Here is a 22,772-nt window from a genome sequence, read left to right as displayed (position 1 = left end):
CCTGAAGGGATTGAATTCACCACGAAGCACACGAAGGCACGAAGAAATTCTTGTGCTGTCTTTACAGCATGCCTGCGACACCCCGGTGCCGGACAGTGTCAGACAGGACGCGATCACCAGACCTACCAACCCTAATCCAGCCCTTCTCCGTGCCCTCTGTGTCCTCCGTGTCCTCCGTGGTGTAACCGTCCTTGACCTTGCCCTTCTTCGTGCCTTCGTGTGCTTCGTGGTGAACAAATAGCGAGCGCAGGCGGCTAGCGGGCGGCGGGGTGCGACTCCAGCCAGAGGTCCAGCATCATCAGGATCCACACCAGTTCGCCGTAATACGCCGCGTGTTCCTCGCGATGCAGGCGGATCAGTTCGTCGATGAAGTCGTCGCGCAGGAAATCGCGTCCCTTCAACCGCAGCAGGCTGTCGTAGGCCAGTTCCTGTAGCGGCGCGTGTTCCTGCATCCACACCCCGAACGGCAGGCCGAAGCCATGCTTCTTCTTGTCGATGATCGCCTCCGGCAGAAAGCCGGTGAACGCCTCTTTGTAGAAGTGGCGCAGGCGTCCTTTCTTCAGCTTCAACGCGGACGGCACGCGGCAGGAGAACTCGACCAGGTCGTCGTCCAGCATCGGGAAGGTCACATCGACCCCGGCGAGCTGACACATGCCGGTCACCTTGCGCAGGTCGTTGTCGGCCAGGGTCTGCTGCCAGTCCAGGTACATCATCCGATTCAGCGTGGAGGCATCCTCCGGCTGCGTATAGATCCGGCGCATGAGCTCCCATGGCGCCTCACGATCCAGCCCCGCGAGGAAGTCCGGCGTAAACATCGATTCCTGCGACAGCCGGTACAGGTAGTTGTAGGTCTCCAGCCGGTCCGGTAGCGGGATGCGCGCCTGTTCCACATAGCTGCGCGCCTTGCCGAGCACAGGGACCGAGCGCGTAAGGCGGGTAAACAGCGGGTCCAGCAGGTTTCGCCGCAAAGGCGCGGGGATGCGCCCCCAGTGTTCGAACACACCCTGCTTGGCGTACCGCGCATTCCCGGCGAAGAGCTCGTCGCCCCCGTCGCCGGCGAGCAGCCGGGTCATGCCGGCGTCTTTGGCCATGCGCGCGCAAAAATAGGCTGGCAGCGCCGAGGAATTGCCGAAGGGCTCGTCGTAGCTGGCGGCGATCCGGGGCACCGCGTCGACGACATCCTCGGGAGTCACATAGTACTCGTGTGCCTGGGTGCCGAAGTGCTGCGCGGCGATGCGCGCGTACTCCATCTCGTCGTAGCCGGGCGCGTTGAAGCCGATGCTGAAGCTGTCCGCCCCGGGCTGGATGCTGGCGAGCATGCCGGCGACCGTGGAGCTGTCCAGGCCACCACTCAGGAAAGCGCCGGTTCGCGGGCCATCCGCGCGCCGGTCCACCGCGGTTTGCACCCGTTCGCGCAGCTCCTGTTCCAGCGCTGCCGGCGCGGCGCTGCCGTCCTCCGCGAAGACGGGGCGCCAGTAGGCGTTCACTTCGGCCCGGTCGCCGTTGTGGGTCAGGCAGTGCGCGGCGGGCAGCTTTTCCAGCCCGGCGAACAGACTGACCGGGGCCGGCAGCATGTGGAAGAAGCAGTAGTGGTAGAGCCCCTCGCGCGTCACCTCCGTGGCGACCGCTGGATGGGCAATCACGCTCCCCGCGCTGGTGCCGAAGGCTACGCCGCCATTCAACCGTGCATAGTGGAGTGGCGTCTGACCCAGGCGATCGGTGCCGGCTACCAGCCGGCCCTGGCCTGCATCCACGATGACCAGCGCGTAGTCGCCGCTAACCTGTTCGAAGAGTCCGGTGCCGTGTTGTCGCCAGGCCTCCAGCAGGGCCTGCGCGGGGTCGCGCTCGCGTGCGCGTTCCGCCAGTGAGGGTTTGCGCCATTGCGGATGGCCGGCGATTGCGGCGATGACGTCCCCTTCCTGCGCGGTCCAGCCGCCCCGAACCAGGCAGCCACCCAGACGGTTCGTGCACCGGGATTCACGTGCCCGGGGGAGCCCCGTGAGGGCCGCCCCCTGGGCCTCGAGGGCGTCGCCCGGGGATGCGGCATTGACCGCGAACCATCCACAAAGTCCCGCCATCCGTCCGCCTGCTGCCTGGTCGGTCCAGGGAAACGCTGGTTGATGTATGCACCCGGGCGTGGGCCCGGCAATCCGTGCCGTATGGGTCACCATTCTACGTCCGGGGTCGGGCGTTCGAAGGCTTGCCGGGTGCAGGGGGTTAACGAGCCGATCACGCGGGACCCGCGGGCTGTCAGCGATGATCTGGACAGCCTGTGCAGATACGGTAACCTGCCGGGTAACCCGCATCTCCGGCCGGGCACGGATACCCGCCTTCAGGAACCTTCATATGTCGACCCTCGATCACACCCGGAATCTGCTGGACAGCGCCCTCAGCCTGAATGGACGTGCGCAGCAGTTCGACCGCAACACCACGCTGCTGGGCGGCGTCCCCGAACTGGACTCCATGGCGGTGGTCTCGCTGATCACCGCGATCGAGAGCCACTTCGACATCGTGATCGATGACGATGACGTCAGCGCCGAGACCTTCGAGACGGTCGGCACCCTCGCCGATTTCATCGACGCCAAGCTCGACTAGCTCGGTCATGGAAGCCGGGTTCCTGGAGGGCAAGGCCGGACCGGTGTTCCATGTGCTGCATCGACCGGAAGGCCCTTCCGTCCGTGGCCGTGTGCTGTTTTTCCCGCCGTTTGCCGAAGAGCTCAACAAGTCCCGCCGCATGGTGAACCTGCAGGCTCGCCGCATGGCGCAGGCCGGGTATGCGGTGCTGATCCCGGATCTCTACGGATGCGGCGACAGTGGCGGTGACTTCGGCGATGCCGACTGGGACCTGTGGCTGGATGACCTCGCCCGCTGCAGCGACCATCTCGAGGCCTGCTGCCCGGCCCCCCTTCTGGTCTGGGGCTTGCGCGCCGGCTGTCTGCTGGCGGGCGATTTCCTGACGGCGCGTGCCGAACAGGCCGCCGCCGCGATCTACTGGTCGCCCGTCACGAATGGCGAACAACACCTGACCCAGTTCCTGCGCCTGCGCATGGCCGCCGGGATGATGGGCGGGCAGAAGGAATCCACCGCTGATCTGCGCTCGCGGCTGCGGGATGGCGAAGCACTGGAGGTGGCGGGCTACACGCTTGCGCCCACCCTCGCCGAGCGCCTTGCCACCGCCCGCCTGGAGCAGCCCCGCGCGGCATCCGTCGCCTGGTTCGATATCGCGGCACAGGACGATGCCCCGCTGCCGCCGGCGAGCGAGCGCCTGGTTGAACGCTGGCGCGAGGCCGGTGCCGCTGTCGACACCCGGGTGATCGGCGGCGATGCCTTCTGGTCCACCCAGGACATTATCGAGGTGCCGCAATTGCTGGAGGCGACCACGCAGCGCCTGGAGGCCCTGGCATGAGCGAGCGCGCCGTTGTCTTCCGGGTGGGGGAGGAGGAACTGCTGGGTATCCTGCACCCAGGGGCGGAGGGCGCCCGGCGTGGTGTGCTGATCGCCGTGGGCGGGCCCCAGTACCGGGTTGGCAGTCACCGCCAGTTCCTGCTCCTGGCTCGACACCTGGCGGCGCAGGGAATACCCGTGTTCCGCTTCGACTTTCGCGGCATGGGGGACTCTTCCGGTCGTCAGCGGACGTTCAAGGAGGTCCATGACGACATGCGGGCGGCGATGGATACCTTTTCGGCCGAGGCGCCGGAGATGCGCGAGGTCGTGATTTGGGGGCTTTGTGGCGCCGCTTCGGCCGGCCTGTTCTATGCCTGGCGAGATGACCGGGTGGCAGGCCTGGTCCTGGTGAATCCCTGGGTGCGAACCAGTGACGGGCTGGCGCGGGCCTACTTGAAGACATACTACCTTCAGCGTCTGGCCAGTCGCGATTTCTGGACCGGGGCTCTGCGTGGGCGACTGAACCCATGGAACTCCGCGAAATCCCTCGCGGGCATGGCCAGGGCCGCCCTGCGTCCGCGGGCTACCGGTTCGAGTGCGCACGACACGGGTCCCGACACGGACCATGGCCCCCTGCCGGAGCGGATGGCCGCAGGCTGGAAGCGCTTTCAGGGGCCGATCCTCGTGATCCTTAGTGGTGACGACCTGACCGCCGCCGAGTTTCGCGATGTGGCGACCAACGCGCCCGTCTGGAATGGGTTGCTACAGGAGTCGCGGGTAACCCTGCATGATCTGCCCGACGCGAACCACACCTTCTCCCGACGCGAGTGGCGCGATCAGGTGGCGAAATGGACCCATGACTGGGTGCGCGGCCTTCCGGTGACAGGCACAGAACCATGACAACGTGGGACCCCGAGAAGCCGCTGGTGTCGGTGATCATGCCGGCCTACAACACGGCCGCATACATTGCCGAGTCCGTCGACAGTGTTCTGGACCAGGATTATCCCAGCGTCGAGTTGATCGTGGTGGACGACGGCTCGACCGACGGGACGATCGAGGTCCTGCGCGCATATGGCGACCGCCTGACGCTGTTGACCCAGCAGAACCAGGGCGCGGCCGTGGCCCGCAATGCGGGCATCGCCGCCGCCTCCGGCGACTACATCGCGTTCATCGATTCCGACGATGTCTGGTTGCCGGGCAAGCTCGCGGCGCAGGTGGGCTACATGGACCAACATCCCCAGATCGGGATGACCTTCACGGCCTGGCATAACTGGAAGCCCGATCCATCCGGGACGTTTCTGAAACCCGATTCAGCCGAGGGCGTGCACCCGAAGAACCCCGATGGGAAATCGCTTGTGGAACGTGGATCAGGCTGGTTGTACAACCGTCTGCTATTTGGTTCGCTGCCCCATACCATCACGGTGATGATGCGGCGCGATCTGGTCGAACGCGTTGGACAGTTCGACCCCGAACTCAAGAGGGGCCAGGACTACGATTACTGGCTGCGGGCTTCGAGACTGACCGAAATCCACCAGTTGAACCTCGTGACGGCTCTCTACCGGCTTCATGGCGAAGGCTGTATTACCAAGTATCCCGATACGAACTATGAATACGAGGTGGTCCGCAAGGCGCTGCGTCGTTGGGGACGGCTTGGCCCGCGCGGAGAGAAGACATCGCTCGGTGCAATTCGCCGGCGCCTTGCGCAGACATGCTTCAGTTTCGGCTATCACCACTACTGGGAGGGGGACCCGAGACTGGCGCTGCGGTCTTTTCGTCAGTCGGCGTTCCGGTATCCCTGGTCCGCTTCTGCCTGGGCGTATCTTGCCCTGAGTGCCTGGAAAAGTGTCGGTCGCAAGGCCCACTGAATGACTGGATGGCTGCGCTCCGAATCGTCCGGGGGCGATTGAGAGATTTCACTCGATCGACGAACGTTTTCTCCGGCGAGCCGTCGCCGATGCAAGGAGGTGTCCCATGAATGCGGAACCCACTCCCGAACAGGCCGAACTGATCGAGGCCGAAGCCTACGAGAGCATGATGAGGGTGGCCGAAACCGCAGGCATTCCGGGTTTTCGGGCCGTTCGTAGTCGCTCGGGCCTCGCGCTCGTTGCGCCGGGGCTGAAGAAGATCCTGGTTTTTAACCGGGTGCTGGCACTGGGTGTCTCGGAGCCGGCAAGCGAAGACTATATTGACGAGCTCGCGGCCCTGTACGCGCCGCATGCGCTTCCCTGGGCAGTGGAGCTCAGCCCCCATGCCCGCCCCGAGCCCATCCCCCAATGGTTGCGGGATCGCAGGATTCGTCGTGGTGCGCCTTCGGCGGTTCTGGTGCGCTCTACCCGCGATATTCCCGAGGTCAAAACCGACCTCGAGATTCGCCCCTGGCAGCCGGAAGACAACGATGCGGGCGCCGTGTTGGCCGCGCAAACCTTCTCCGTTCCAGAGGAGGTAACGGCACTTCTGGCGGCGCTCCCGCATGCTCCGAGATGGCGCCAGTGGCTGGTGCTCGATGCGGGGAAGGTTGTGGCAACCGGGCTGCTTTATCTTGGCGAAGGGCTTGCGTGGACCGGTTGGGCAGCCACTCACCCGGAATATCGAGGTCGCGGACTCCACGGAGCCATCGTCTCTGCCCGGATCCAGGATGCGGCCCAACACGGATGCAGCTGGGTCGTTTCGGATACGGCGATCGGAACCGAGGCCAAGCCCGATCCCTCTTACCGGAACCACCTACGTAAAGGTTTCCGGGTCGTGCATGAACGGCACAGCTACCTGGCGGTTCCGGGGGTGGTTAAGGCCGCGTAGCTGGAGTCGCTCGCCCTGCGCAATGGAGCGTGCGTTACGCGTCTGCAGACGCAAGGCGCGCGATCAGCGCCTTGCGGTCGACCTTGCCATTCGCATTGAGCGGCAGATTCTCGAGCGAGTGAATGGTTCGCGGGACCATCACGGCGGGCAGGCGCTGGCGCAGCCGATCGCGCAGGGCTGCTTCGTCGGCGCCTTCCGCCACCACGAAGGCCACGATCCCGGAGGCGCCGCTTTTCGTTCGTGGCCATCCAACGGCCACCGCCTGGTCCGTGCCGGCGGCCTCGCGCAGCGCCGCCTCTACCTCGCCGAGCTCGATACGTACCCCGCCGATCTTGATCTGATGGTCCAGGCGCCCGAGAAAGGTGATCGGCTCGCCCGGGCCCGGGCGGCGCACCAGATCGCCGGTCCGGTAGTGCACGCGACCGTCCTCCAGGTGCACGAAGGCCTGCGCCGTACGCTCAGGATCCTTCCAGTAGCCAGGGGTCACCTGGGGGCCGCTGATCAGTAACTCGCCCTCGGCCCCGATGGGTACCTCCCGCAGGGCCTCGTCCGCCACCCGCAGCTCCACCTGGTTGCCCGGATAGCCGATCGGGACCATGCCGTGTTCGCATTCCGCCGGTGACTGCGCCGGGTCCCAGCGGTAAAAGCAGGCATCCACCGTGCATTCGGTAGGGCCGTAAGCGTTGTCGATCCAGGCGTTGGGCGCGGCAACGGCCATCGCCTCGGCCAGTTCCGCCGACAGTGCCTCGCCGCCAAAGCGGCACAGGCGCAGGTCCGGAAAACGCCCCGGCGCCCAGCCGTTGCGACGGTTCATCCCGTGCCCGGCCGAGGGCGTGATGTCGATCACCGTCAGTGCTTTGTCCGCAATGTAGCGGTTGGGGTTGAACCACTCCTTCGCGGACGGGCAGCACAGGCAGGCGCCAAAGGCCCACGAGACGTACAGATCGAACATCGACGAGTCGAAGGTGATGTCGTAGAACTGCGAGAAGCGGTCGGTCTCGTCAATGCCGAACTCCCGGTACCGCTCCAGCGACATCTCCACAAACCGCGCCGCATTGCGCTGGAGTACGCCCACGCCCTTGGGTATGCCCGTGCTACCCGAGGTGAAGAAGAGGCAGGCCAGGTCATCGGGTGATACAGCTGATGGTACCCAGTCCGTGGGTAGAGGGGCGCCTCCGGCCACCCGAAAGTCGTGCCCGGGCCAGCGCGCCTGGAGCTCGTCCAGCCGCTCGGTATCGGGTAGCAGGATCACGAGCGGGCGTGAGAACGCCCCCAACAGGTCATCGAGCCGCTCCAACCCTTGATCATCCACCAGCAACGCCGACAGATCCGCCTGCTCGGCCATCGCCAGTGTGCGCTCCGTCGGGAAGCCCGGATTCAGCGGAACCAGGGTGTGTCCGGCCAGCAGCGTACCCAGAAGCCCCTGGTACATCGCCAGCGAGCGCTGGGCCAGCACGCCGATACGGCAGGGCGTGCCATCGCAATCGACGGACTGCTGCAGCGCGTGGGCGGTTGCGGCAGCAGCCTCGAACAACTCCCCGTAGCTGAGCACCTGACCCTCCACATCCAGGGCCGGGCGCTCCGGGAATTGTTCTACCGAGCGCAGGAAGCCGCTCAGCAATCCGTTCGTTAGCCTGGCGTTTGGCACTGTTGTGGCCCCCGCTTTGCTCGAAAATCCTTTATCCGCGCGGCTTGCCGAGCCTTCCAGCCACTTGTGGCGCGAAGCCCTCGCAGCTTGCCGCGCCCTGGACCCTTCCCTCCAAGCTTCCGCGATCGGCGCATCTCGTACAATCGAGTACATCTACAGGCCGCATGGCCTGGCTAACGGCTGCCTGATGGCGGTTCCCCTTTGGGCCGCCAATGGCCCTCGCATGAAGGATCCGGGTCGGCGCGACATGCTGGAAACCCTGCGCAAGCTGAATGCCCTGCTGGACCCCCGCGACCGCGGGAAGGTCGGGCTGCTGGTGATTCTCATGATCGTCACGGCCTTTATGCAGACTGCGGGCATTGCGTCGGTTATGCCGTTCCTGGCGGTGCTGTCCGACCCGAACATGGTCCAGGACAACGAGATGCTGCGCCTCGCCTACGAATGGCTTGGCTTCGAGTCCACCGGCAGCTTTCTCTACTTCCTGGGGGTGGCGGCATTTGTGCTCTTCGTGAGTGGGACCGCGCTCCAGGCCCTGAACCAGTGGGCCATCACGCGATTCACCCACATGCAGCAGTACGAGCTTTCGCGGCGACTGATGGGCGACTACCTTAGCCGGCCGTTCACGTTTTTCCTCAACCGCAATTCGGGCGACCTTGCCAAGACCGTCCTGCAGGAGACGACCCAGGCCATCAATGGGGCACTGATGCCCATGTTGCGGCTGATAAGCCAGGTACTACTGGCTCTTTTTATCATTGCTTTGTTGGTCGTCGCGCAACCATGGCTCGCCTTGATTGTGGCTGTCAGCCTAGGCGGTGTTTACGCAGCCATTTACATCGTTGCGCGTACTTGGTTAAACCGCATTGGGGAAGACCGCGTCGAGGCGAACCGCGAACGCTTCACGGCCGCCGCGGAAGCGTTTGCCGGGGCCAAGGAGATTCGCCTTCTTGGTCGGGAGCGCGATTATCTGGAGCGTTATCGCCAGCCTTCCAAGCGCTTTGCGAGCCATCAGGCGAATGCCGCCTTGCTTAAGGATCTACCCCAATACGCCATCGAGGCCATCGCCTTCGGCGGGGTGCTATTGCTCATTCTCGTTCTGATGGCGGGCGAAGGCGGCTTGGCCCAAGCCTTGCCGATCATTGGCCTATATGCTCTTGCTGGACGCCAACTGATCCCTGCCTTCCAAAAGATTTTTCAGCAGGTGGCATCATTGCGCTTCAGTGCGGCCGCCGTAGACAACATTCTCAAGGACTTGGGCCCGCGTCCGGAGAGCACCCCTTTGCTTGCGCGCAATGAGCAGCCGGAGCCCCTCGTTCCAGAGCGTTCGACCAAGGTGGTCGATGTCACCTATCACTATCCGGGGCATGCGCGCCCCGCACTGGATGGAGTCTCGCTGGAGATTCCGGCTCAAACGACGGTGGGCATTGTCGGTTCGTCCGGAGCGGGTAAGAGCACGCTAGTCGACCTGCTCTTGGGATTGCTCGAGCCCCAGGCAGGCACCGTTCAGATCGACGGCCAACCCCTTACTCGGGAGAATATCCGCAACTGGCAAGCGGCTGTCGGTTATGTGCCGCAACACATTTTTTTGGCGGACCAGACCGTGACCAGCAACATCGCTCTGGGGGTGCCGGAAGACAAGATCGATCACGCCGCCGTGGAAAAGGCCGCTCGCCTGGCTAACGTGCACGAATTCGTAACCCGCGATTTGCCGGCTGGCTATAATACGGTCATTGGTGAACGCGGCACGCGGCTCTCGGGTGGTCAGCGCCAGCGTATCGGCATTGCCAGAGCCTTGTATCGCGATCCTGCCGTACTCTTTTTCGACGAAGCGACCAGTGCTCTCGACAACGCGACGGAGCATGCCGTGATGGAAGCTCTGCACAATCTATCCGGTGAAAAGACCATCATCCTGATCGCGCACCGCCTGACCACAGTACGTCCCTGCTCGCGAATCTACGTCCTGGAGCAGGGTGCTTTGGCGGATTGTGGCACCTACGAAGAACTCTCGGACCGGAGTGTACCCTTCCGGCGCCTAGCTGCCGGCTCCTCATAGCGCGCGGCTTCGAGATGACTACGCCGAGAGAACCTGAAGTCATCCGAGTGGCGTTTCGTGCCCCTAAGTCTCTGGTCCTGCCTGACCACATTCTCGCACGCCCCCACAGTTGGCTCCGTATTCGCAAACCGCGCGTTTTCCTGTGGCGCCCTTTTCAGCCTCTTTTCCCCGATCGTAATCGGCCCCGCCAACTCTTCTTTTGGAGGACGATGCCCGTCTCTGGCCTTTACTTGAGTACGAAAAACCTGGGACAGGCGACTCTATGACCAACGTACCACCGAACAAACCCTTTCCGATCGCGCACGATAACGCGCCGAGCGATGTCTATATCCAGCTCCAGAATCATTTCGAACAAGAAATACAATCTATCGCGCCTCTCCGGGTCGCGTCCCGGCCGAGCTCATCCGTTCATCATGTCCGGGTCAAGTTGGCGCAGCGAGAATTTGATTTATGGATCAAGACCCTAAACGGGCCAGGTGGCATCGAGTCTTGGAAGGCGCGCCAAACACTGCGAGATGCGGCGATCTCCGAATACTTTCTCGCCAGCCCCCACAGAGATCCCCGTTTTCGGGTTCCCAGCGTGGTTATGAGCATACCGGAGACGGGGACCATCGTAACCAGACACGAACCCGGAAATCGACTTCAAGACAGGTTGAAAACCATCCCGCTTGTTCCGTGGAGACCTGTCTTCGTCGACGACCTCGCAGAGGCCTTCTTCCGAGCAGGCGAATGGCTTCGCCATTTCCAGATGATCACGCAAGACTTTCGGCCCTCGCAGCACGAAACCCAGGAACCCGTTCCTGTCAAGACCCTGGCGTTTCTACTAGAACAAGCCGTCATGCGGCTCACCGAGGCGCAGGCTCAAGGTACCCTCGATTTTTCATTGGCCGACATGAAGCACCTTGAGAAAGGCGCATCGAATCTACGGGTGGTGGCCAAAAGCGATCGCCCTAATTCCATCATTCACGGGGATTTCTATCCGGGTAACCTGCTCTCCGCAAAAGACAGCATGACCGGACTCGACTTGTCCAGTAACGGCTTCGGTTCGCCGCTCCTTGATGTCGGGTATTTCGTGTTTCAGACTGAAACCTTCTTCGCTCGGCGTGCTTTTCGTAGTTCGCTTCACAAAACCTTGGTTCGGGGGTTCCTCCAAGGTTATGGGGCCCCATCTTCTTCTGATGAATCTTGGCGTCACGCTCCCGAGTTCAAAGCAATTCGCTTCGCTTTGATTGCCTCCCGGATCCTAGGTTTCAGTGGTCGGGGTGACGCAAACCCATTGCGGCAGCTGGAGCGGAGGAAGCATGCTCGCAAGCTAATCCAAGAGGCGAAAAATTTGGTGCGAGCCTAGTTCGCTAAGCGTGGATCGAGGATTCGGTAGGTATGGCGTACTGGCAGTTCATATGTCTCTCGCGGCGCCTCTCACGCGTTTCTTATGATTGGGAGGGGCGGCCACTGAATTAGTTTTACAAGCCTAGTGCTCTTGCAAGGATTCGCTCGAAATCAGCTCGCGCTTTGTGGAGCGTACTGTTATTCGTGTCGTCGATATTCATTGCCTTGGATACCGACTGGATGGCGCGATGGATTCCCACGGGTCCAAGCCGCCGTTCAGAGACGGAAACATATTGTTTCTCTTTCCCAAGCATTTTGAACAGGGCCTCCTTCTTATAATCTCCTAGGGTCCCGTCTTGGTCGGCGGCGTTGACGCCAATTCCGACCACCGGGACGCCAAGATTCATGGCGTTGACACATAGGTGGTATGTGTCGGTCACAATGAATGAGCTGTGCCGAATGTTGTCAAGAAGACCACCCAATTGGACCCTCCCAGGTCTAGCCGGGTCGATGTCGAACCAACCGGATAACCGTTCTGAGCTCTGCAATTTCGATACAGAGAGGGCGAGTCGGAGCATGGTAATGCCTTTGAGTCCGGACCGCCCGAAGAAAAATCGGTAGTGCTTTCGCTTGAGGTCGGGTGGGCGGGTTTTTAAGAGGGGTGCGGGATTCAGTAGAAAAGCTGTATCTAGGCCTGTTTGAATGGTCGGGCGGCCATTCTCGGGCAGGAGTGTCCTCAGGGACTCAGTCGATGCCGGGTCTCGTGGAAAGATCGCGTCGAAGCTGGATGAATACAGACGAACGATCTCTTCCCAGTCCTGAGGGCTGAGCAATTGTCGGCAAGCGGAAAGCCCCTGAAAGTTGTTTCCCGCGGAGATCACGCGCTGATGACTGCGATGGTAGTTCTTCAGCAAGAATAGGCGCTTCCATTTCTCAAGGGCTTCCTGGTTGGTCCGGCTGTGACCATGACGGATGTCCAATTGGGTGAAGTCGTGTATCCCATACAGTGGCGAGTTCAGGAAATCCCCCCAGTACAGAATGGTTGAGTAGTCTCTGAGCTGGTTGGGGTCGTGAAGGGGCGTTGTAGGCTGGCCAGCGAAGTAAGAATTGGAGTGGGGCGAGGCGTTATGGGATTTAAAGATGTCAAACGTGGCGCCGTGCTTGCGAAGGAAATCTTCGGCTGCGAGATCGACCGAGAGCATCCCCGCGTTGAGTGGGTTGTGCGCCGTAATAACAGCGATGTCCTTCATGGTGTTTTCCTTCGTGTGGGCTCGCTGCGGTGTATGCGGTGCCTAAGGGCTTCAGGAATACTTTAGCGCATGGTCGATGGCCTGTCTGGAGATTCGTTTGACAAGACATGCGGCGGATTCGAGTGGATCGAGTGGGTGATGGTGTTAAAGAGCCGGACACCGGGAGGGCTCGGACCGATGATATTGCGGTACCGCCAGGGTCGGCCGGGCGGTGGCGGCATGAGAGGGGCAGGGGGCGGAACTGACGGATGCGATGGAGTGTGGTATTGCGAAGAGAGAAATTCGGGAGTAAGGGCATGCTGCTCGGGGGGCGAAGTTTTGTGGGGTTTCTCTGGCTCTGAGCAGCGGATAGAGAGCCTAGTCAGCTGAGTCGGGGGTTGTTGGTTGGGAGTGACGATTACAGGGTATGCCGCTGGGGAAGCGGAACCTCGTTACAAGGAGAAGGGCAGCGTGGTGAGTGACAGATGGCGGGTAGCGGTCGTGATTCCGTACTTCCAGCGAGAGGCGGGGCTGTTACGGCAGTGCGTGCAGTCCGTGTTGGAAGCGAGGGGCGGTATGAGGGTCCGGGTTTTCGTCGTGGATGATGGCTCGCCCCTTCCGGCAGAAGACGAGATTGGGGATTTGGAGGATGGTGGGGCAGTTAGCATTGTCCATCAGCAGAATGCGGGGCCCGCGGCGGCACGGAATGCAGGCCTGGATCATGTGAGCGGCACACCGTTCGTGACCTTTCTGGACTCCGATGATCAGTGGACCGGGCCATTTCTGGAGGATGCGGTTAGGGCGCTGGAGCAGGGCTATGATCTGTTTGTGGGCGATAGCCAAAGGGTCGGAGTTTCGGGAACCCGGTTCAATTGGGGACGGTCGGCGGGTGACAACATCTGCCTTGACGAGCATCGTCTGGTTGACCCGCAACATGAGCTCTACGAGTTTGTAGGAAATTTTGTCGACCTCTTGGTTCGCCGAAGCAATGTCATCAGCGCGAACACCATGGCCTATCGGCTCGACCGCTTCCCGGATCTTCGGTTTCCGGTGAGTCTGCTCCATGGGGAAGATCGGTTGTTCAAGCTCCGATTGGCTGCGCGGTTGGATCGTGTCGCCTTCTCGCCACGCGTTTACGCGGACGAGGGGGAAGGGGTGAATATCTTCGACAAGTCAGGCTGGAATACGGAGGGCTATCTGGGACTTGCCGGCAACTACGTTGCGCTGTCGCAGATGATCCTGGACGAGATTCCACTGAGCGCCCGGCAGAAGGCTTTAGTGCGTGCCCAGCTCGGCAAATCGCGCCGAGGGTTTTTGGCCGGAGTGCTGCATCAGTTGCGGCAGGGCAAGCGCTTGGATTGGTCCGTCGTCATCAAGACGTTTCGTAATGATCCTGTCGGCGCGTTGCTGGTGGCGCCGAATATCCTGCGGCTGATGACGGACCGTCTGATGAATCGTGGTGACCGGCCATAGGACGGACAAGAGCGGTTACCGGTCGGGTTGGCGCGTTACCTGGCTCGCCAGGGCCGTCCATGTGACGATGAGCTCCGCGTGGTACTGACCCAGGGGAAGTTCAATTGGAGGCCGGCTCCGACCGATGGCGCCAGCCGTTGCGGATGGCAGCGGTGTCTCTAGCCAGGCATCGGGGGGTGGTGTCTGCCCCTGTTCGGTATGCCCGGATTCCGCCAGAAATGAGCATTCTGAGGTGGCAGTGCCAGTGACCGCGTGGCCGCCGGGATTCAGGTAGCGTATGCCCGGTTCGCCGCGATGCTCCAGGTTCAGCGTTTGTTCGATGCGCGGCAGGTCAAGGTGGATGGTCCATTCGAGATGTCCCCTGACGTGGGCGAGCTTGGGGCGGCGCAGAGCGGCTCGGCGACCCAGCGCACCGCCCAGCAGTCGCCAGTCGAGCGCGGCCAATGCGTGCTGGCCCAGGCCGCTGGTTGCGGGGCGCACGAGCGCCCGGGGGTGGCCTGACAGGCTGATCCGTACGATTCGGTCGCCGCGCTTGATCTCGCACGAGTCGAAATCGGTCAGCCCGAACAGGATGCCTTGGGCTTCAAAGACCGGCGTCCACCCAGCCAGGGCCGCATTTGCCTCCAGCGCTTGCCTGGAAATCCGGACGGGTGCTGGGCACAAAGGGAGACCCTGCCAGGCGGCATGCAGCGGCATGCCCCCGGCATAGCGCAGCTCCACTTCGCTTCGGCTGAAGGCCTGAGGTGGTTGGCCGCAACCGGAAATAAGGAAGAAGGCTTTACCAGGGGCGCCGACACGAAACGGTACCGCATGCGGTTTGTCCGTGACAGAAGGTTCGAGTGCCCGTAGCTTGGTGGGAACGGGAGCGCGGTCTGCGCGTGTGGTCCGGTCCTTGGCCCAGGTGATGATGGCGGCCGCCCAGGCGTTGTACACCGATAGGTGCATGTAGGTGTCCCAGCCTGTACTGGGCGTTTTCCGGTCAGCTGGGTTTAGCGCGATGAAGCCGTCTGGACGGGTCTGTTCCTGCAAGCGTTGCAGAATGCTGTGCAACATCCGGCCGGGGGGAGTGTCTTGGGCCTGCGATTGGCTTGCACCCAGCAGGATCAAACTTGCCATCAGGCAGGCGTCACCGAATAGGGCGTGGCTACTCCGGCCGAGGCCGCCGACATGGCCGTGGCCATCCCACACGTGCAGGCTCCATTTCAGCAGGCTTTCGATTGTCGGTTGCCACGCCTCCGGCTCGCCAAGCTCGGCGGCTGTGACGGCGACGAAAAGCGCCTTGTGGTGGTAGGCCGTGGGTGTCGCCCCGCGTTCCGGTATGCCGGGGCGGGCTGGGTAATCGACGAATGCACCGGAAGGCGTGACCCAGCGATCAAAGAGCCCCCGCAGGCGCGCATGTGCGCGGATTCTGGCGTTGCCGCTGGCTTCCTGTAGTTCGCATAACCGGGCCAGCAGGGTCCAGTTGTTGGAGGGATATCCGCGGGAAAGCTTGCACCGTTGCGCCAGGCGTCGAATGTGAAAGACCTCGCTTGGGGATGCGCCGGATTGCTCGATGTGCTCTGCGAGCAGATTCAGGAGGAATCGGTTGAAGGGGGCGTGCCCTCTCTGGTCCTCAGGCAGGGCCTCCCATGCATCCAGGGGGCGGTGCCAAAACCCGGAATCGGGGCCCTCCTGGATGGCGAGTGCCAGCGAGGCGGCGGTTTGTCCGTAGTGGTCCCCGGGCGTAGGGGCCTCGTCCACTGGATCGTAGAGGCCCACCCCGGGCTGGGTGTTGGCAAGCAGCGCGCCGGTCAGGTTACCGATGCATTGGTCCAGTGCGGCCGTCGTCTGGGTAAAGGGGGCGTTGATCGGGAAGGCCTCCATCAGGGCGTCATCCACAACCGAATCAGTTTCGGGATGACGATGGCCCCATCAGGGTGCCGGACATGACCGTGTCCTTGTCGGCTCCGATCTGCTCCGATTGGGAGTTCGGTTGTGGCTGGGCGGGCTTATCGGTGACTGGAGCGGTGGTGGGATGTGGGGCCGTTTCAAGTTCCCGGCGCATAATCACAGCCAAGGCAACAAAAGCGTAAAGGAGATTGAAATACGTCACATCAAGGAAGGTGCCGGCAATCAGGTATCCGAGGAGGCCAACCTGCAGCGCCCAGGCATATTCAGCCAGCCACGTCTGTCCTGTGCGGTACCGCGCGGTGCGCCGGATTCGATTGAACGTCATGAAGGTGAAAGCCATTAGAGTCAAAAACAGTCCCAGGCCCACAAAGCCGTGTTCCTGCATTAGGCCAAAGTAGACACTGTGGGGCGACATTGCGTGCCGCCATACGCCCTCGAAGTTCGCATAGGAGATGTACCAATCGTATCCGAGGTGATGCGAACGAAACCCCGCGCCAGTCACGGGGTTTTCCATAGCAATGTTCCAGGCCACCCCCCAGGACTGGATGCGCATCATCGCAGAGTTGTCTTCCTCGTAGGCCTGGATCGTCTGCCATCGCTCGACCAGAGGTTCTGGTGCGGTGACACCCACAACAGCAACCAGAATGACCCCGGCCAGGAGCATCAGACCCTTTTTCTGCATGTGCCAGAACAGGAACGGCGCTATCGCTAACAGGCCCACGAAGGCCCCACGAGAATAGGTCGCGAGGATTGCGATCGCTGTTAGCCAGAAGACGGCGTAGACGAACCATCCGATGGGGCGAGAGAAGCGGTTGAGAAGTTCGATTCCGAGGTCGGCTGCCCATCGTCGATCAAACATGCGGGCAGTGGCCAGGATCAGCGGCAGGATCATGAGCATCGCCAGGCCGATATAGGTGTTACCGGAGAGGTAAGACCCGGTAGGCCCGAGTACGTGGTGGGCTCCGGCAGTCTGGATCGCGAAAAGCCCCCCTTTGAATCCGTAGAATGCGATCGAGGCGGTGATTACCAGAAGAAGCCAGACAATGCGGCGTTCGCCATAGATCAGCATCGGCGTGACAAAGGTGATCAACAGGATCTTCATGAAGTGGATCCAGAAGTCCCACGCCCCGCTGGAGTTGACCGCAAAGAAGCTGGTCATCGCGAAGTAGCCAGCCAACACGAAAAGCATGACCGTCTCGCGTGTAAACGGGAACGGCTTTCGGTCCTTGGCCAGGAACAGCGCGACCAATGTCACCCCCCCTACGTAGACGGCCAAGGAGGCGCCGCGCATGAACGTCCACGCATGCCACTGGGGCGCGAACAACCCGACCCAAAACCACGCCAAGATCCCGATCCATGCATAGCGCACAATCAGGGGTAGCAGTACGGCGATGATCAGGGCGAGGAGGTAGTCACGCATGCAGTTTGATCTCGCGCCGCTGTGGCTGGTTCAGGCGATAGGGGCTGGCTCAAGGCCCGTTTCGTCGCATGTTACACGCGGCCGCTTCCGAGCAACCCCGGGCCGATGAACGGGCTACTAACGGTACGTCTGGGCCGCGGCCGGAAGCGGCTGGTGCCTGGGGTATGATCGAGCCGTCAGTTTCCGATAGCCCCGGGCGCCGAGATGTCCTTTCTTGTGCACGATTCCGTATGGATGCAAGCCGACTGCGTGGCGGCCGCCCCGGCCCTGCGTTATCGGGATGAGGGCGAGGACTACGCGACGTTGGCGGCCGGTATCGAGCGGGCGTCTACGCGCCTTCTGGGGTGCGGTCTGGGGCGTCAGGAACGGGTGGCGGTCTACCTCGACAAGCGTCCGGAGACGGTGCATGCCCTGTTCGGCGCCGCGCGGGCCGGCGGCGTCTTCGTGCCGGTGAACCCGTTGCTCAAGGCGGAGCAGGTGGCGCACATCCTGCGCGACTGCAATGTGCGCATCCTGGTGACCTCCGCGGACCGACTGGTGGCGCTGCGGGCGGTACTGACCGATTGTCCCGATCTGCACACGGTGCTGCTGGTGGGGCGGGAGCCGAGCCAGGACTCGGGCGATGCCGAGGTCGGACGTGTGCGAGTGGATATGTGGGATGCCGCGCCGGAGCATGACGGTCTACGCCGGCACCGGGTGATCGATACCGACATGGCGGCGATCCTCTACACCTCCGGCAGTACCGGGCGCCCCAAGGGGGTTGTGCTGTCGCATCGCAACATGGTGGCGGGTGCGCAAAGCGTTGCGACCTATCTGGAGAACCGGCGCGAGGATCGTCTCCTCGCCGTACTGCCGTTCAGCTTCGACTACGGCCTGAGCCAGTTGACCACGGCGTTTCGCACCGGGGCCCAGGCCGTGTTGCTGAACTACCTGCTCCCGCGCGACGTGATTCGGGCGGTGGAGCGTTACGGCATCACGGGGCTGGCGGCCGTGCCTCCGCTCTGGATTCAGCTTGCGCGTCTGGAATGGCCCGAGGCGGCGCGGGAGAAGTTGCGCTATCTCACCAACTCCGGTGGCGCGATGCCGAAGGAGACGCTGTCGGCCCTGCGAGCCGCACTGCCCGGCACCGACTGCTATTTGATGTATGGCCTGACCGAGGCGTTTCGCTCTACTTACCTTCCACCCAAGGAACTGGATCGGCGTCCGGGGTCCATGGGCCGGGCGATTCCCAATGCGGAGATCCAGGTGGTGCGGCCGGATGGCAGCCCCTGTGCGCCGGGCGAGCCGGGTGAACTCGTGCATCGTGGCGCGCTGGTCGCCATGGGGTACTGGAACGACCCCGAGCGCACGGCGGAGCGGTTTCGGCCCGCACCCGGGCAGCCGCCTGGCGTGCCGTTGCCCGAGATAGCGGTGTGGTCCGGCGACACCGTGCGCATGGATGAGGATGGCTTTCTCTATTTCGTGGGGCGGCGCGACGAGATGATCAAGACCTCCGGCTATCGCGTGAGCCCCAACGAGGTGGAAGAGGCGGCCTATGCCTCCGGGCTGGTGGCCGAGGTCGCCGCGCTCGGGGTGGAGCATCCGACGCTGGGGCAGGCCATCGTACTGGTGGCCCTGCCGCAGCAGCCGGATCTGAGCCCGGAGACCCTGATCGATGCGCTGCGCCCCGGCCTGCCGGGGTTCATGTTGCCGGCGCATGTGGGGCTGCGCACCGAGCCGCTGCCGCGCAACGCCAACGGCAAGATCGATCGCAAGGCGCTGGCCGCCGAGTTCGGAGACCTGTTCCGGGAGGGGGTGCCGGCATGAGTGATACCCGCCCCGAGCACTGTGCGCTGCATCCGTTCCGGGTGGTGGACGACTGCCTGGAACTTGGCGGGCAGTCGCTGATGGAGCTGGCGGCCCGAGTCGGCCAGACACCCTTCTATGCCTACAGCCGGGAGGCTATGACCGAACGGGTTGCGCAGTTGCGCGCGGGACTGCCGCAGGGGCTGTCGCTGCACTATGCGATCAAGGCGAACCCGATGCCGGCGGTTGTGCAGCACATGGCTGGCTTGGTGGATGGGCTCGATGTGGCCTCCAGCCGAGAGATGCAGGTGGCACTGGATACCGGCACGGCGCCGGGGGATATCAGCTTTGCGGGTCCCGGCAAGGCGATACCAGAGCTGGAGGCGGCGGTGGCGGCCGGGATCACCATCAACCTGGAATCGCCGACCGAACTGGAGCGGCTCGGGGCCATTGCAGAACGCACGGGTCGGCAGGCGCACGTGGCCGTCCGGGTGAACCCGGATTTCGAGCTGAAAAGCTCCGGCATGCGCATGAGCGGCGGGCCCAAGGCCTTCGGCGTGGATGCCGAGCGTGTGCCCGAGCTGCTGACCCGTATCGGCGAGCTGGGCCTGCACTTCCGCGGGTTTCACATCTTTTCCGGCTCACAGAACCTGCGCCCGGAAACCCTGGTCGAGGCGCAGGGGCATACCTTCGATCTCGCCCTGCGCCTGGCCGAGTCGGCACCGGGGCCGGTCGAGATGCTGAATATCGGCGGCGGTTTCGGCATCCCCTATTTTCCCGGCGACCAGCCTCTGGACCTGGGCCCCATCGCCGATCATCTGGAAAACCGCCTGCCTGCGGTGCGCGAGGCGCTGCCGGATGCGGAGATCATGCTGGAGCTGGGTCGCTATCTCGTCGGCGAGGCCGGCATCTACGTGGCCGAGGTGCTGGACCGCAAGGAGTCCCGTGGTCAGGTCTTTCTGGTCACGAACGGCGGGCTGCACCACCACCTGGCTGCCTCCGGCAACTTCGGCCAGGTGATCCGCAAGAACTATCCGGTGGTGGTGGGCAACCGGGTGCATGGCCACGAGCGTGAGCTCGTGAACGTGGTCGGCCCGCTGTGTACCCCGCTGGACGTGCTGGCCCAGCAGATGGAGCTGGCGCGCGCCGATGTGGGCGATCTGATCGTGGTCTTCCAGTCGGGTGCCTACGGCTACACCGCCAGCCCGACGCGCTTTTTGAGCCATCCGGAACCGGTGGAGATCCTGGTGTGAACAAGCAACCGATCGCTGCCCTCGACCCGAGCAGGCAGGCCGAGGCCGGTGAACGCCCATGAGCCAGCGGTTTTCTCCAATCGTTGTCGTGGGCAGCGGGCGTTCCGGCACGACATTCCTGGCCAAACTTCTCGACAGTCACCCCCGTGTTCTGTATCGACACGAACCGGACTGGGCACTTGTCGACAGGTCAATCCCGTTTCTTCCCGGGCCGGACGATCGGCAACGTTGTCTGCGTCTGGCGGGCGAATATTTAAGGCGGTTGGAGAATGTCCGGGCGCTTAAGGTCAGCGGCAAGGAGCCCTTCTTCCGCAAGTCTTACCGGTCCAGCCCGAGAGAGGCCGCTTACCGGCTCAATGTTGCGGCCGCTCGCCTGCTGGACCGGCTGGGGATCGCACAGAAACGAGACACCGTCGGGGACATGGTTGGCCGGGGTGCCCCCGATAACGTGGTGACTGTCATCAAAAGCGTGAATTCGGTGGCGCGGGCACCGCTGTTTGCGGATGCGCTGCCCCGTGTGCGGCTTGTGCATATCGTTCGCCATCCGGCTGGGGTCATTGCATCCAGACTGCGCGGAGCCGACAGGGGCCTTATGGACTCTCGGGTCTACATCAACAGCCTGTTCGACGCGGGCTATGCGGACCAGTGGGCGTGGCAACGAGAGGAGGTCAAGAGCTGGCCTATCGAGAAGCAGTTGGCCTTTGAGTGGATGGCGGTTAACGAATTCGTTTACCGATCACTCGAAACCCACGAGGCCTACATGTGTGTGACTCATGAGGCGTTGTCCCGGTCCACCGAGGCGGAAACCAGAAAGATCTTTGCCCACGCAGGGCTTGACTGGAATGAACAAACGGCTGGGTTTGTTCAGTCGCTGACCTCTCGTTGCGGCCAGTCCGGTTACTTCGACGTGCAGCGGGCGCCGGAGACTCAGATCGCCAAATGGCGCGAGGAACTGACGGAGCAGCAAGTGTCCTGGATCGAAGAGGTCGTCACGCCCTCATTGGTGGGCAAGTGGTTTCTTTGAGCCATTTGCGGAACGCTGGCCAGACTGATCGGTGTCGCCTCAAGCGCGTACTTCTCTCGGCCCCGTGAGGTTGCGGGCCAGGCGCAGGCCGAAGCGCAGGGGGGTGCGATCCCAGGGGGTGAAGCGCGGGAGCTGGAAGAGATCGGAATCGAGACGCGCGGCGCCCGGCGCGGTGGACACGGCGGCCTCGAAGCCGCAATCGCGCGCGATCTGCACATGTTCGGTGGCGTAGTCCTTGTTCGGGCGTCCGTTGGGGTAGGCAAACAGGCGTGGTGCCCGCCCAAGCAGCGCCTCGAGGTCGTTCCGGCCCTTCTCGATCTCGGCGCGGGCGGTGGCCGCGTCCACCTCGGTCAGGATGGGGTGGGTGGCGGTGTGGCCGCCGATTTCCATGCCCGCGTTCGCGAGTTCGCGCACCTGCTGGCCGCTCATCATCAGGTTGTCCGGCAGTTGCAGGCCAAAACGCGCGGCCAGGGCCTCGGTACCGGCCCGGCGCTGTTCGGCGGGCTGGTACTTGAAGCGGCCGATCAGCGCGTGGATCAGTTTCAGGCGGTCCTGGTGGGTCTCCAGCGCCCACTCCCCGAGGCCTTCCGGGCTCATGTCGGCATTTTTCGGCAGGCGGCGCACCGTCTCGATCAGGGTGTCGTTGAACATCCGGCCGCCATCGAGATAGCCGGTGGCAATGAAGAATGTGGCTGGCATGCCTTCCTCTTGCAGTATCGGCAGCGCGACCTCGGCGTTGTCGGCATAGCCGTCGTCAAAGGTCACGCATACGGCCCGTGGCGGCAGGGTGTGGTTTTGCAGGCGTTCGACGGCCTCGGCCAGCGGTAATGGGTTCATGTGGCGGGCCAGCAGGCGCATCTGCCAGCGGAAGTCATCGGCGTGCGGATCACCATCCAGCAGCGGGTCGGGTTCCGGCAGTACACGGTGATAGATCAGGATAGACAGGCGCCCCCTGGAACCACCAGGCGACATCAGGGACAGCAGCGAGCGCAGCAGCATGTCGGCTAGACCGCCCGAATGCGCGCGACGCAGCACCGCCGGGCCCGATCACGGCTTTGCCCCGGTTCGGGCTTCTTGGTGTGCGCGGGTGCAAGGGCTGCACGCATGCTTGGGTATGACTCCGGCATCTGCAATTTGGTGTCCTGCAACAGTGTTTCCCTTGGCCTTGTTGCCGATCATAGCGAAGGGAAACGCTGCAGAGTGAGGGCGCCGTTGATTGAGCGTTTTCCGCATGTGGAAAACGGGTGTACCACTCGCATCGATTGCCGCTTGCGTCGGGAGGTTCGGGGGTGCCTGATCGTACGCTTGCTTCACGGGCCTGACGGGAAGCCGGTGGCCCCGCCGCGAAAGGCCGAATGACAGAGGGCCAGTAGCGAGGCCATGCTGCTCAAAGACCGTTCGGTCGGGAGATCGCATATGTGGGCTGAATTAGCGGTAAAACGCGCGGGATGGGGACGGGCTGTTAGCTGCATCGGTTGCGCGACCCTGGGG

17 protein-coding genes are annotated in these 22,772 nt (G+C 63.1%); 11 read left to right on the top strand and 6 right to left on the bottom strand.

Translation table 11 applies throughout. The features are described 5' to 3' along the window. Positions 1-254: 254 nt before the first annotated feature. Entirely contained in the window at positions 255-2,078 is a 1,824-nt protein-coding gene (locus D106_RS0111455) for an asparagine synthetase B (RefSeq protein ID WP_018880114.1), read from the bottom strand. A 268-nt stretch (positions 2,079-2,346) separates the two neighbouring features. Here D106_RS0111455 and D106_RS0111450 point away from each other — a divergent pair, with 268 nt between their 5' ends. The 5 genes from D106_RS0111450 to D106_RS0111430 all read left to right on the top strand — a co-directional run bounded on the left by D106_RS0111450 (position 2,347) and on the right by D106_RS0111430 (position 6,180). Next, positions 2,347-2,595 (top strand): phosphopantetheine-binding protein, encoded by a 249-nt coding sequence (locus D106_RS0111450; protein ID WP_017941958.1) that lies wholly within the window; start codon positions 2,347-2,349, stop codon positions 2,593-2,595. A gap of 7 nt (positions 2,596-2,602) precedes the next feature. Further along, complete coding sequence (locus D106_RS0111445; RefSeq protein ID WP_018880113.1) at positions 2,603-3,406, top strand: hydrolase 2, exosortase A system-associated; 804 nt, start codon at positions 2,603-2,605, stop codon at positions 3,404-3,406. Beyond that, positions 3,403-4,284, top strand: coding sequence for a hydrolase 1, exosortase A system-associated (locus D106_RS0111440; protein WP_018880112.1), 882 nt, complete (start codon positions 3,403-3,405; stop codon positions 4,282-4,284). The genes D106_RS0111445 and D106_RS0111440 overlap by 4 nt, the downstream gene beginning before the upstream one ends. After that, positions 4,281-5,249: a glycosyltransferase gene (locus tag D106_RS0111435; RefSeq protein ID WP_018880111.1), complete on the top strand. Its 969-nt coding sequence runs from the start codon at positions 4,281-4,283 to the stop codon at positions 5,247-5,249. The genes D106_RS0111440 and D106_RS0111435 overlap by 4 nt, the downstream gene beginning before the upstream one ends. A 106-nt stretch (positions 5,250-5,355) precedes the next feature. After that, a complete protein-coding gene (locus D106_RS0111430) occupies positions 5,356-6,180 on the top strand; it encodes a GNAT family N-acetyltransferase (RefSeq protein ID WP_018880110.1) in 825 nt (274 codons plus the stop codon). Between the two features lie 34 nt (positions 6,181-6,214). Here D106_RS0111430 and D106_RS0111425 read toward each other — a convergent pair whose 3' ends face one another. Next, the gene (locus tag D106_RS0111425) at positions 6,215-7,828 is read right to left on the bottom strand and encodes an AMP-binding protein (protein ID WP_038045913.1); all 1,614 of its coding nucleotides are present in this window, start codon (positions 7,826-7,828) and stop codon (positions 6,215-6,217) included. Positions 7,829-8,075: 247 nt separating this feature from the next. On the opposite strand from D106_RS0111425, the gene D106_RS0111420 reads away from it, so the two are divergent. Both D106_RS0111420 and D106_RS15290 read left to right on the top strand, forming a co-directional pair. Further along, entirely contained in the window at positions 8,076-9,878 is a 1,803-nt protein-coding gene (locus tag D106_RS0111420; RefSeq protein ID WP_018880108.1) for an ABC transporter ATP-binding protein, read from the top strand. Between the two features lie 262 nt (positions 9,879-10,140). Continuing rightward, complete coding sequence (locus D106_RS15290; protein WP_231372877.1) at positions 10,141-11,226, top strand: phosphotransferase; 1,086 nt, start codon at positions 10,141-10,143, stop codon at positions 11,224-11,226. Between the two features lie 115 nt (positions 11,227-11,341). Here the strand turns inward: D106_RS15290 and D106_RS0111410 are convergent, their stop codons facing one another. Further along, a complete protein-coding gene (locus D106_RS0111410) occupies positions 11,342-12,457 on the bottom strand; it encodes a polysaccharide pyruvyl transferase family protein (RefSeq protein WP_018880106.1) in 1,116 nt (371 codons plus the stop codon). A gap of 450 nt (positions 12,458-12,907) precedes the next feature. Between D106_RS0111410 and D106_RS0111405 the strand changes: the two genes are divergently transcribed. Continuing rightward, on the top strand, positions 12,908-13,909 hold the full coding sequence (locus D106_RS0111405) for a glycosyltransferase family 2 protein (RefSeq protein ID WP_018880105.1): 1,002 nt from the start codon (positions 12,908-12,910) through the stop codon (positions 13,907-13,909). Between the two features lie 15 nt (positions 13,910-13,924). On the opposite strand, the gene D106_RS0111400 is transcribed toward D106_RS0111405, so the two are convergent. Continuing rightward, entirely contained in the window at positions 13,925-15,787 is a 1,863-nt protein-coding gene (locus D106_RS0111400; protein WP_018880104.1) for a hypothetical protein, read from the bottom strand. Between the two features lie 7 nt (positions 15,788-15,794). Next, entirely contained in the window at positions 15,795-17,219 is a 1,425-nt protein-coding gene (locus D106_RS0111395) for a putative O-glycosylation ligase, exosortase A system-associated (RefSeq protein ID WP_018880103.1), read from the bottom strand. 234 nt (positions 17,220-17,453) lie between these two features. Between D106_RS0111395 and D106_RS0111390 the strand changes: the two genes are divergently transcribed. From D106_RS0111390 to D106_RS0111380, 3 genes are read left to right on the top strand one after another with little or no spacing between them, the layout of a single operon-like run. Continuing rightward, on the top strand, positions 17,454-19,025 hold the full coding sequence (locus tag D106_RS0111390; protein WP_018880102.1) for an acyl-CoA ligase (AMP-forming), exosortase A system-associated: 1,572 nt from the start codon (positions 17,454-17,456) through the stop codon (positions 19,023-19,025). Beyond that, positions 19,022-20,257 (top strand): pyridoxal-dependent decarboxylase, exosortase A system-associated, encoded by a 1,236-nt coding sequence (locus tag D106_RS0111385; protein ID WP_018880101.1) that lies wholly within the window; start codon positions 19,022-19,024, stop codon positions 20,255-20,257. Before D106_RS0111390 ends, D106_RS0111385 begins: the two co-directional genes overlap by 4 nt. Before the next feature lie 58 nt (positions 20,258-20,315). Beyond that, the gene (locus tag D106_RS0111380) at positions 20,316-21,281 is read left to right on the top strand and encodes a sulfotransferase (protein WP_081620083.1); all 966 of its coding nucleotides are present in this window, start codon (positions 20,316-20,318) and stop codon (positions 21,279-21,281) included. Between the two features lie 39 nt (positions 21,282-21,320). On the opposite strand, the gene D106_RS0111375 is transcribed toward D106_RS0111380, so the two are convergent. Beyond that, positions 21,321-22,280: a polysaccharide deacetylase family protein gene (locus tag D106_RS0111375; protein ID WP_018880099.1), complete on the bottom strand. Its 960-nt coding sequence runs from the start codon at positions 22,278-22,280 to the stop codon at positions 21,321-21,323. Positions 22,281-22,772: the final 492 nt, after the last annotated feature.

Source organism: Thioalkalivibrio sp. ALE9 (genome assembly GCF_000377445.1).
Lineage (GTDB): Bacteria > Pseudomonadota > Gammaproteobacteria > Ectothiorhodospirales > Ectothiorhodospiraceae > Thioalkalivibrio.
The sequence above is the reverse complement of the archived record's forward strand: the minus strand, read 5'-3'. Positions and strand labels throughout refer to the sequence as shown.

Excerpts from the sequence above, each read along its gene's own strand:
- D106_RS0111455 (WP_018880114.1), bottom strand. The coding sequence starts at position 2,078 with ATGGCGGGACTTTGTGGATGGTTCGCGGTCAATGCCGCATCCCCGGGC.
- D106_RS0111450 (WP_017941958.1), top strand. The coding sequence starts at position 2,347 with ATGTCGACCCTCGATCACACCCGGAATCTGCTGGACAGCGCCCTCAGC.
- D106_RS0111445 (WP_018880113.1), top strand. The coding sequence starts at position 2,603 with ATGGAAGCCGGGTTCCTGGAGGGCAAGGCCGGACCGGTGTTCCATGTG.
- D106_RS0111440 (WP_018880112.1), top strand. The coding sequence starts at position 3,403 with ATGAGCGAGCGCGCCGTTGTCTTCCGGGTGGGGGAGGAGGAACTGCTG.
- D106_RS0111435 (WP_018880111.1), top strand. The coding sequence starts at position 4,281 with ATGACAACGTGGGACCCCGAGAAGCCGCTGGTGTCGGTGATCATGCCG.
- D106_RS0111430 (WP_018880110.1), top strand. The coding sequence starts at position 5,356 with ATGAATGCGGAACCCACTCCCGAACAGGCCGAACTGATCGAGGCCGAA.
- D106_RS0111420 (WP_018880108.1), top strand. The coding sequence starts at position 8,076 with ATGCTGGAAACCCTGCGCAAGCTGAATGCCCTGCTGGACCCCCGCGAC.
- D106_RS15290 (WP_231372877.1), top strand. The coding sequence starts at position 10,141 with ATGACCAACGTACCACCGAACAAACCCTTTCCGATCGCGCACGATAAC.
- D106_RS0111410 (WP_018880106.1), bottom strand. The coding sequence starts at position 12,457 with ATGAAGGACATCGCTGTTATTACGGCGCACAACCCACTCAACGCGGGG.
- D106_RS0111395 (WP_018880103.1), bottom strand. The coding sequence starts at position 17,219 with ATGCGTGACTACCTCCTCGCCCTGATCATCGCCGTACTGCTACCCCTG.
- D106_RS0111390 (WP_018880102.1), top strand. The coding sequence starts at position 17,454 with ATGCAAGCCGACTGCGTGGCGGCCGCCCCGGCCCTGCGTTATCGGGAT.
- D106_RS0111385 (WP_018880101.1), top strand. The coding sequence starts at position 19,022 with ATGAGTGATACCCGCCCCGAGCACTGTGCGCTGCATCCGTTCCGGGTG.
- D106_RS0111380 (WP_081620083.1), top strand. The coding sequence starts at position 20,316 with ATGAGCCAGCGGTTTTCTCCAATCGTTGTCGTGGGCAGCGGGCGTTCC.
- D106_RS0111375 (WP_018880099.1), bottom strand. The coding sequence starts at position 22,280 with ATGCTGCTGCGCTCGCTGCTGTCCCTGATGTCGCCTGGTGGTTCCAGG.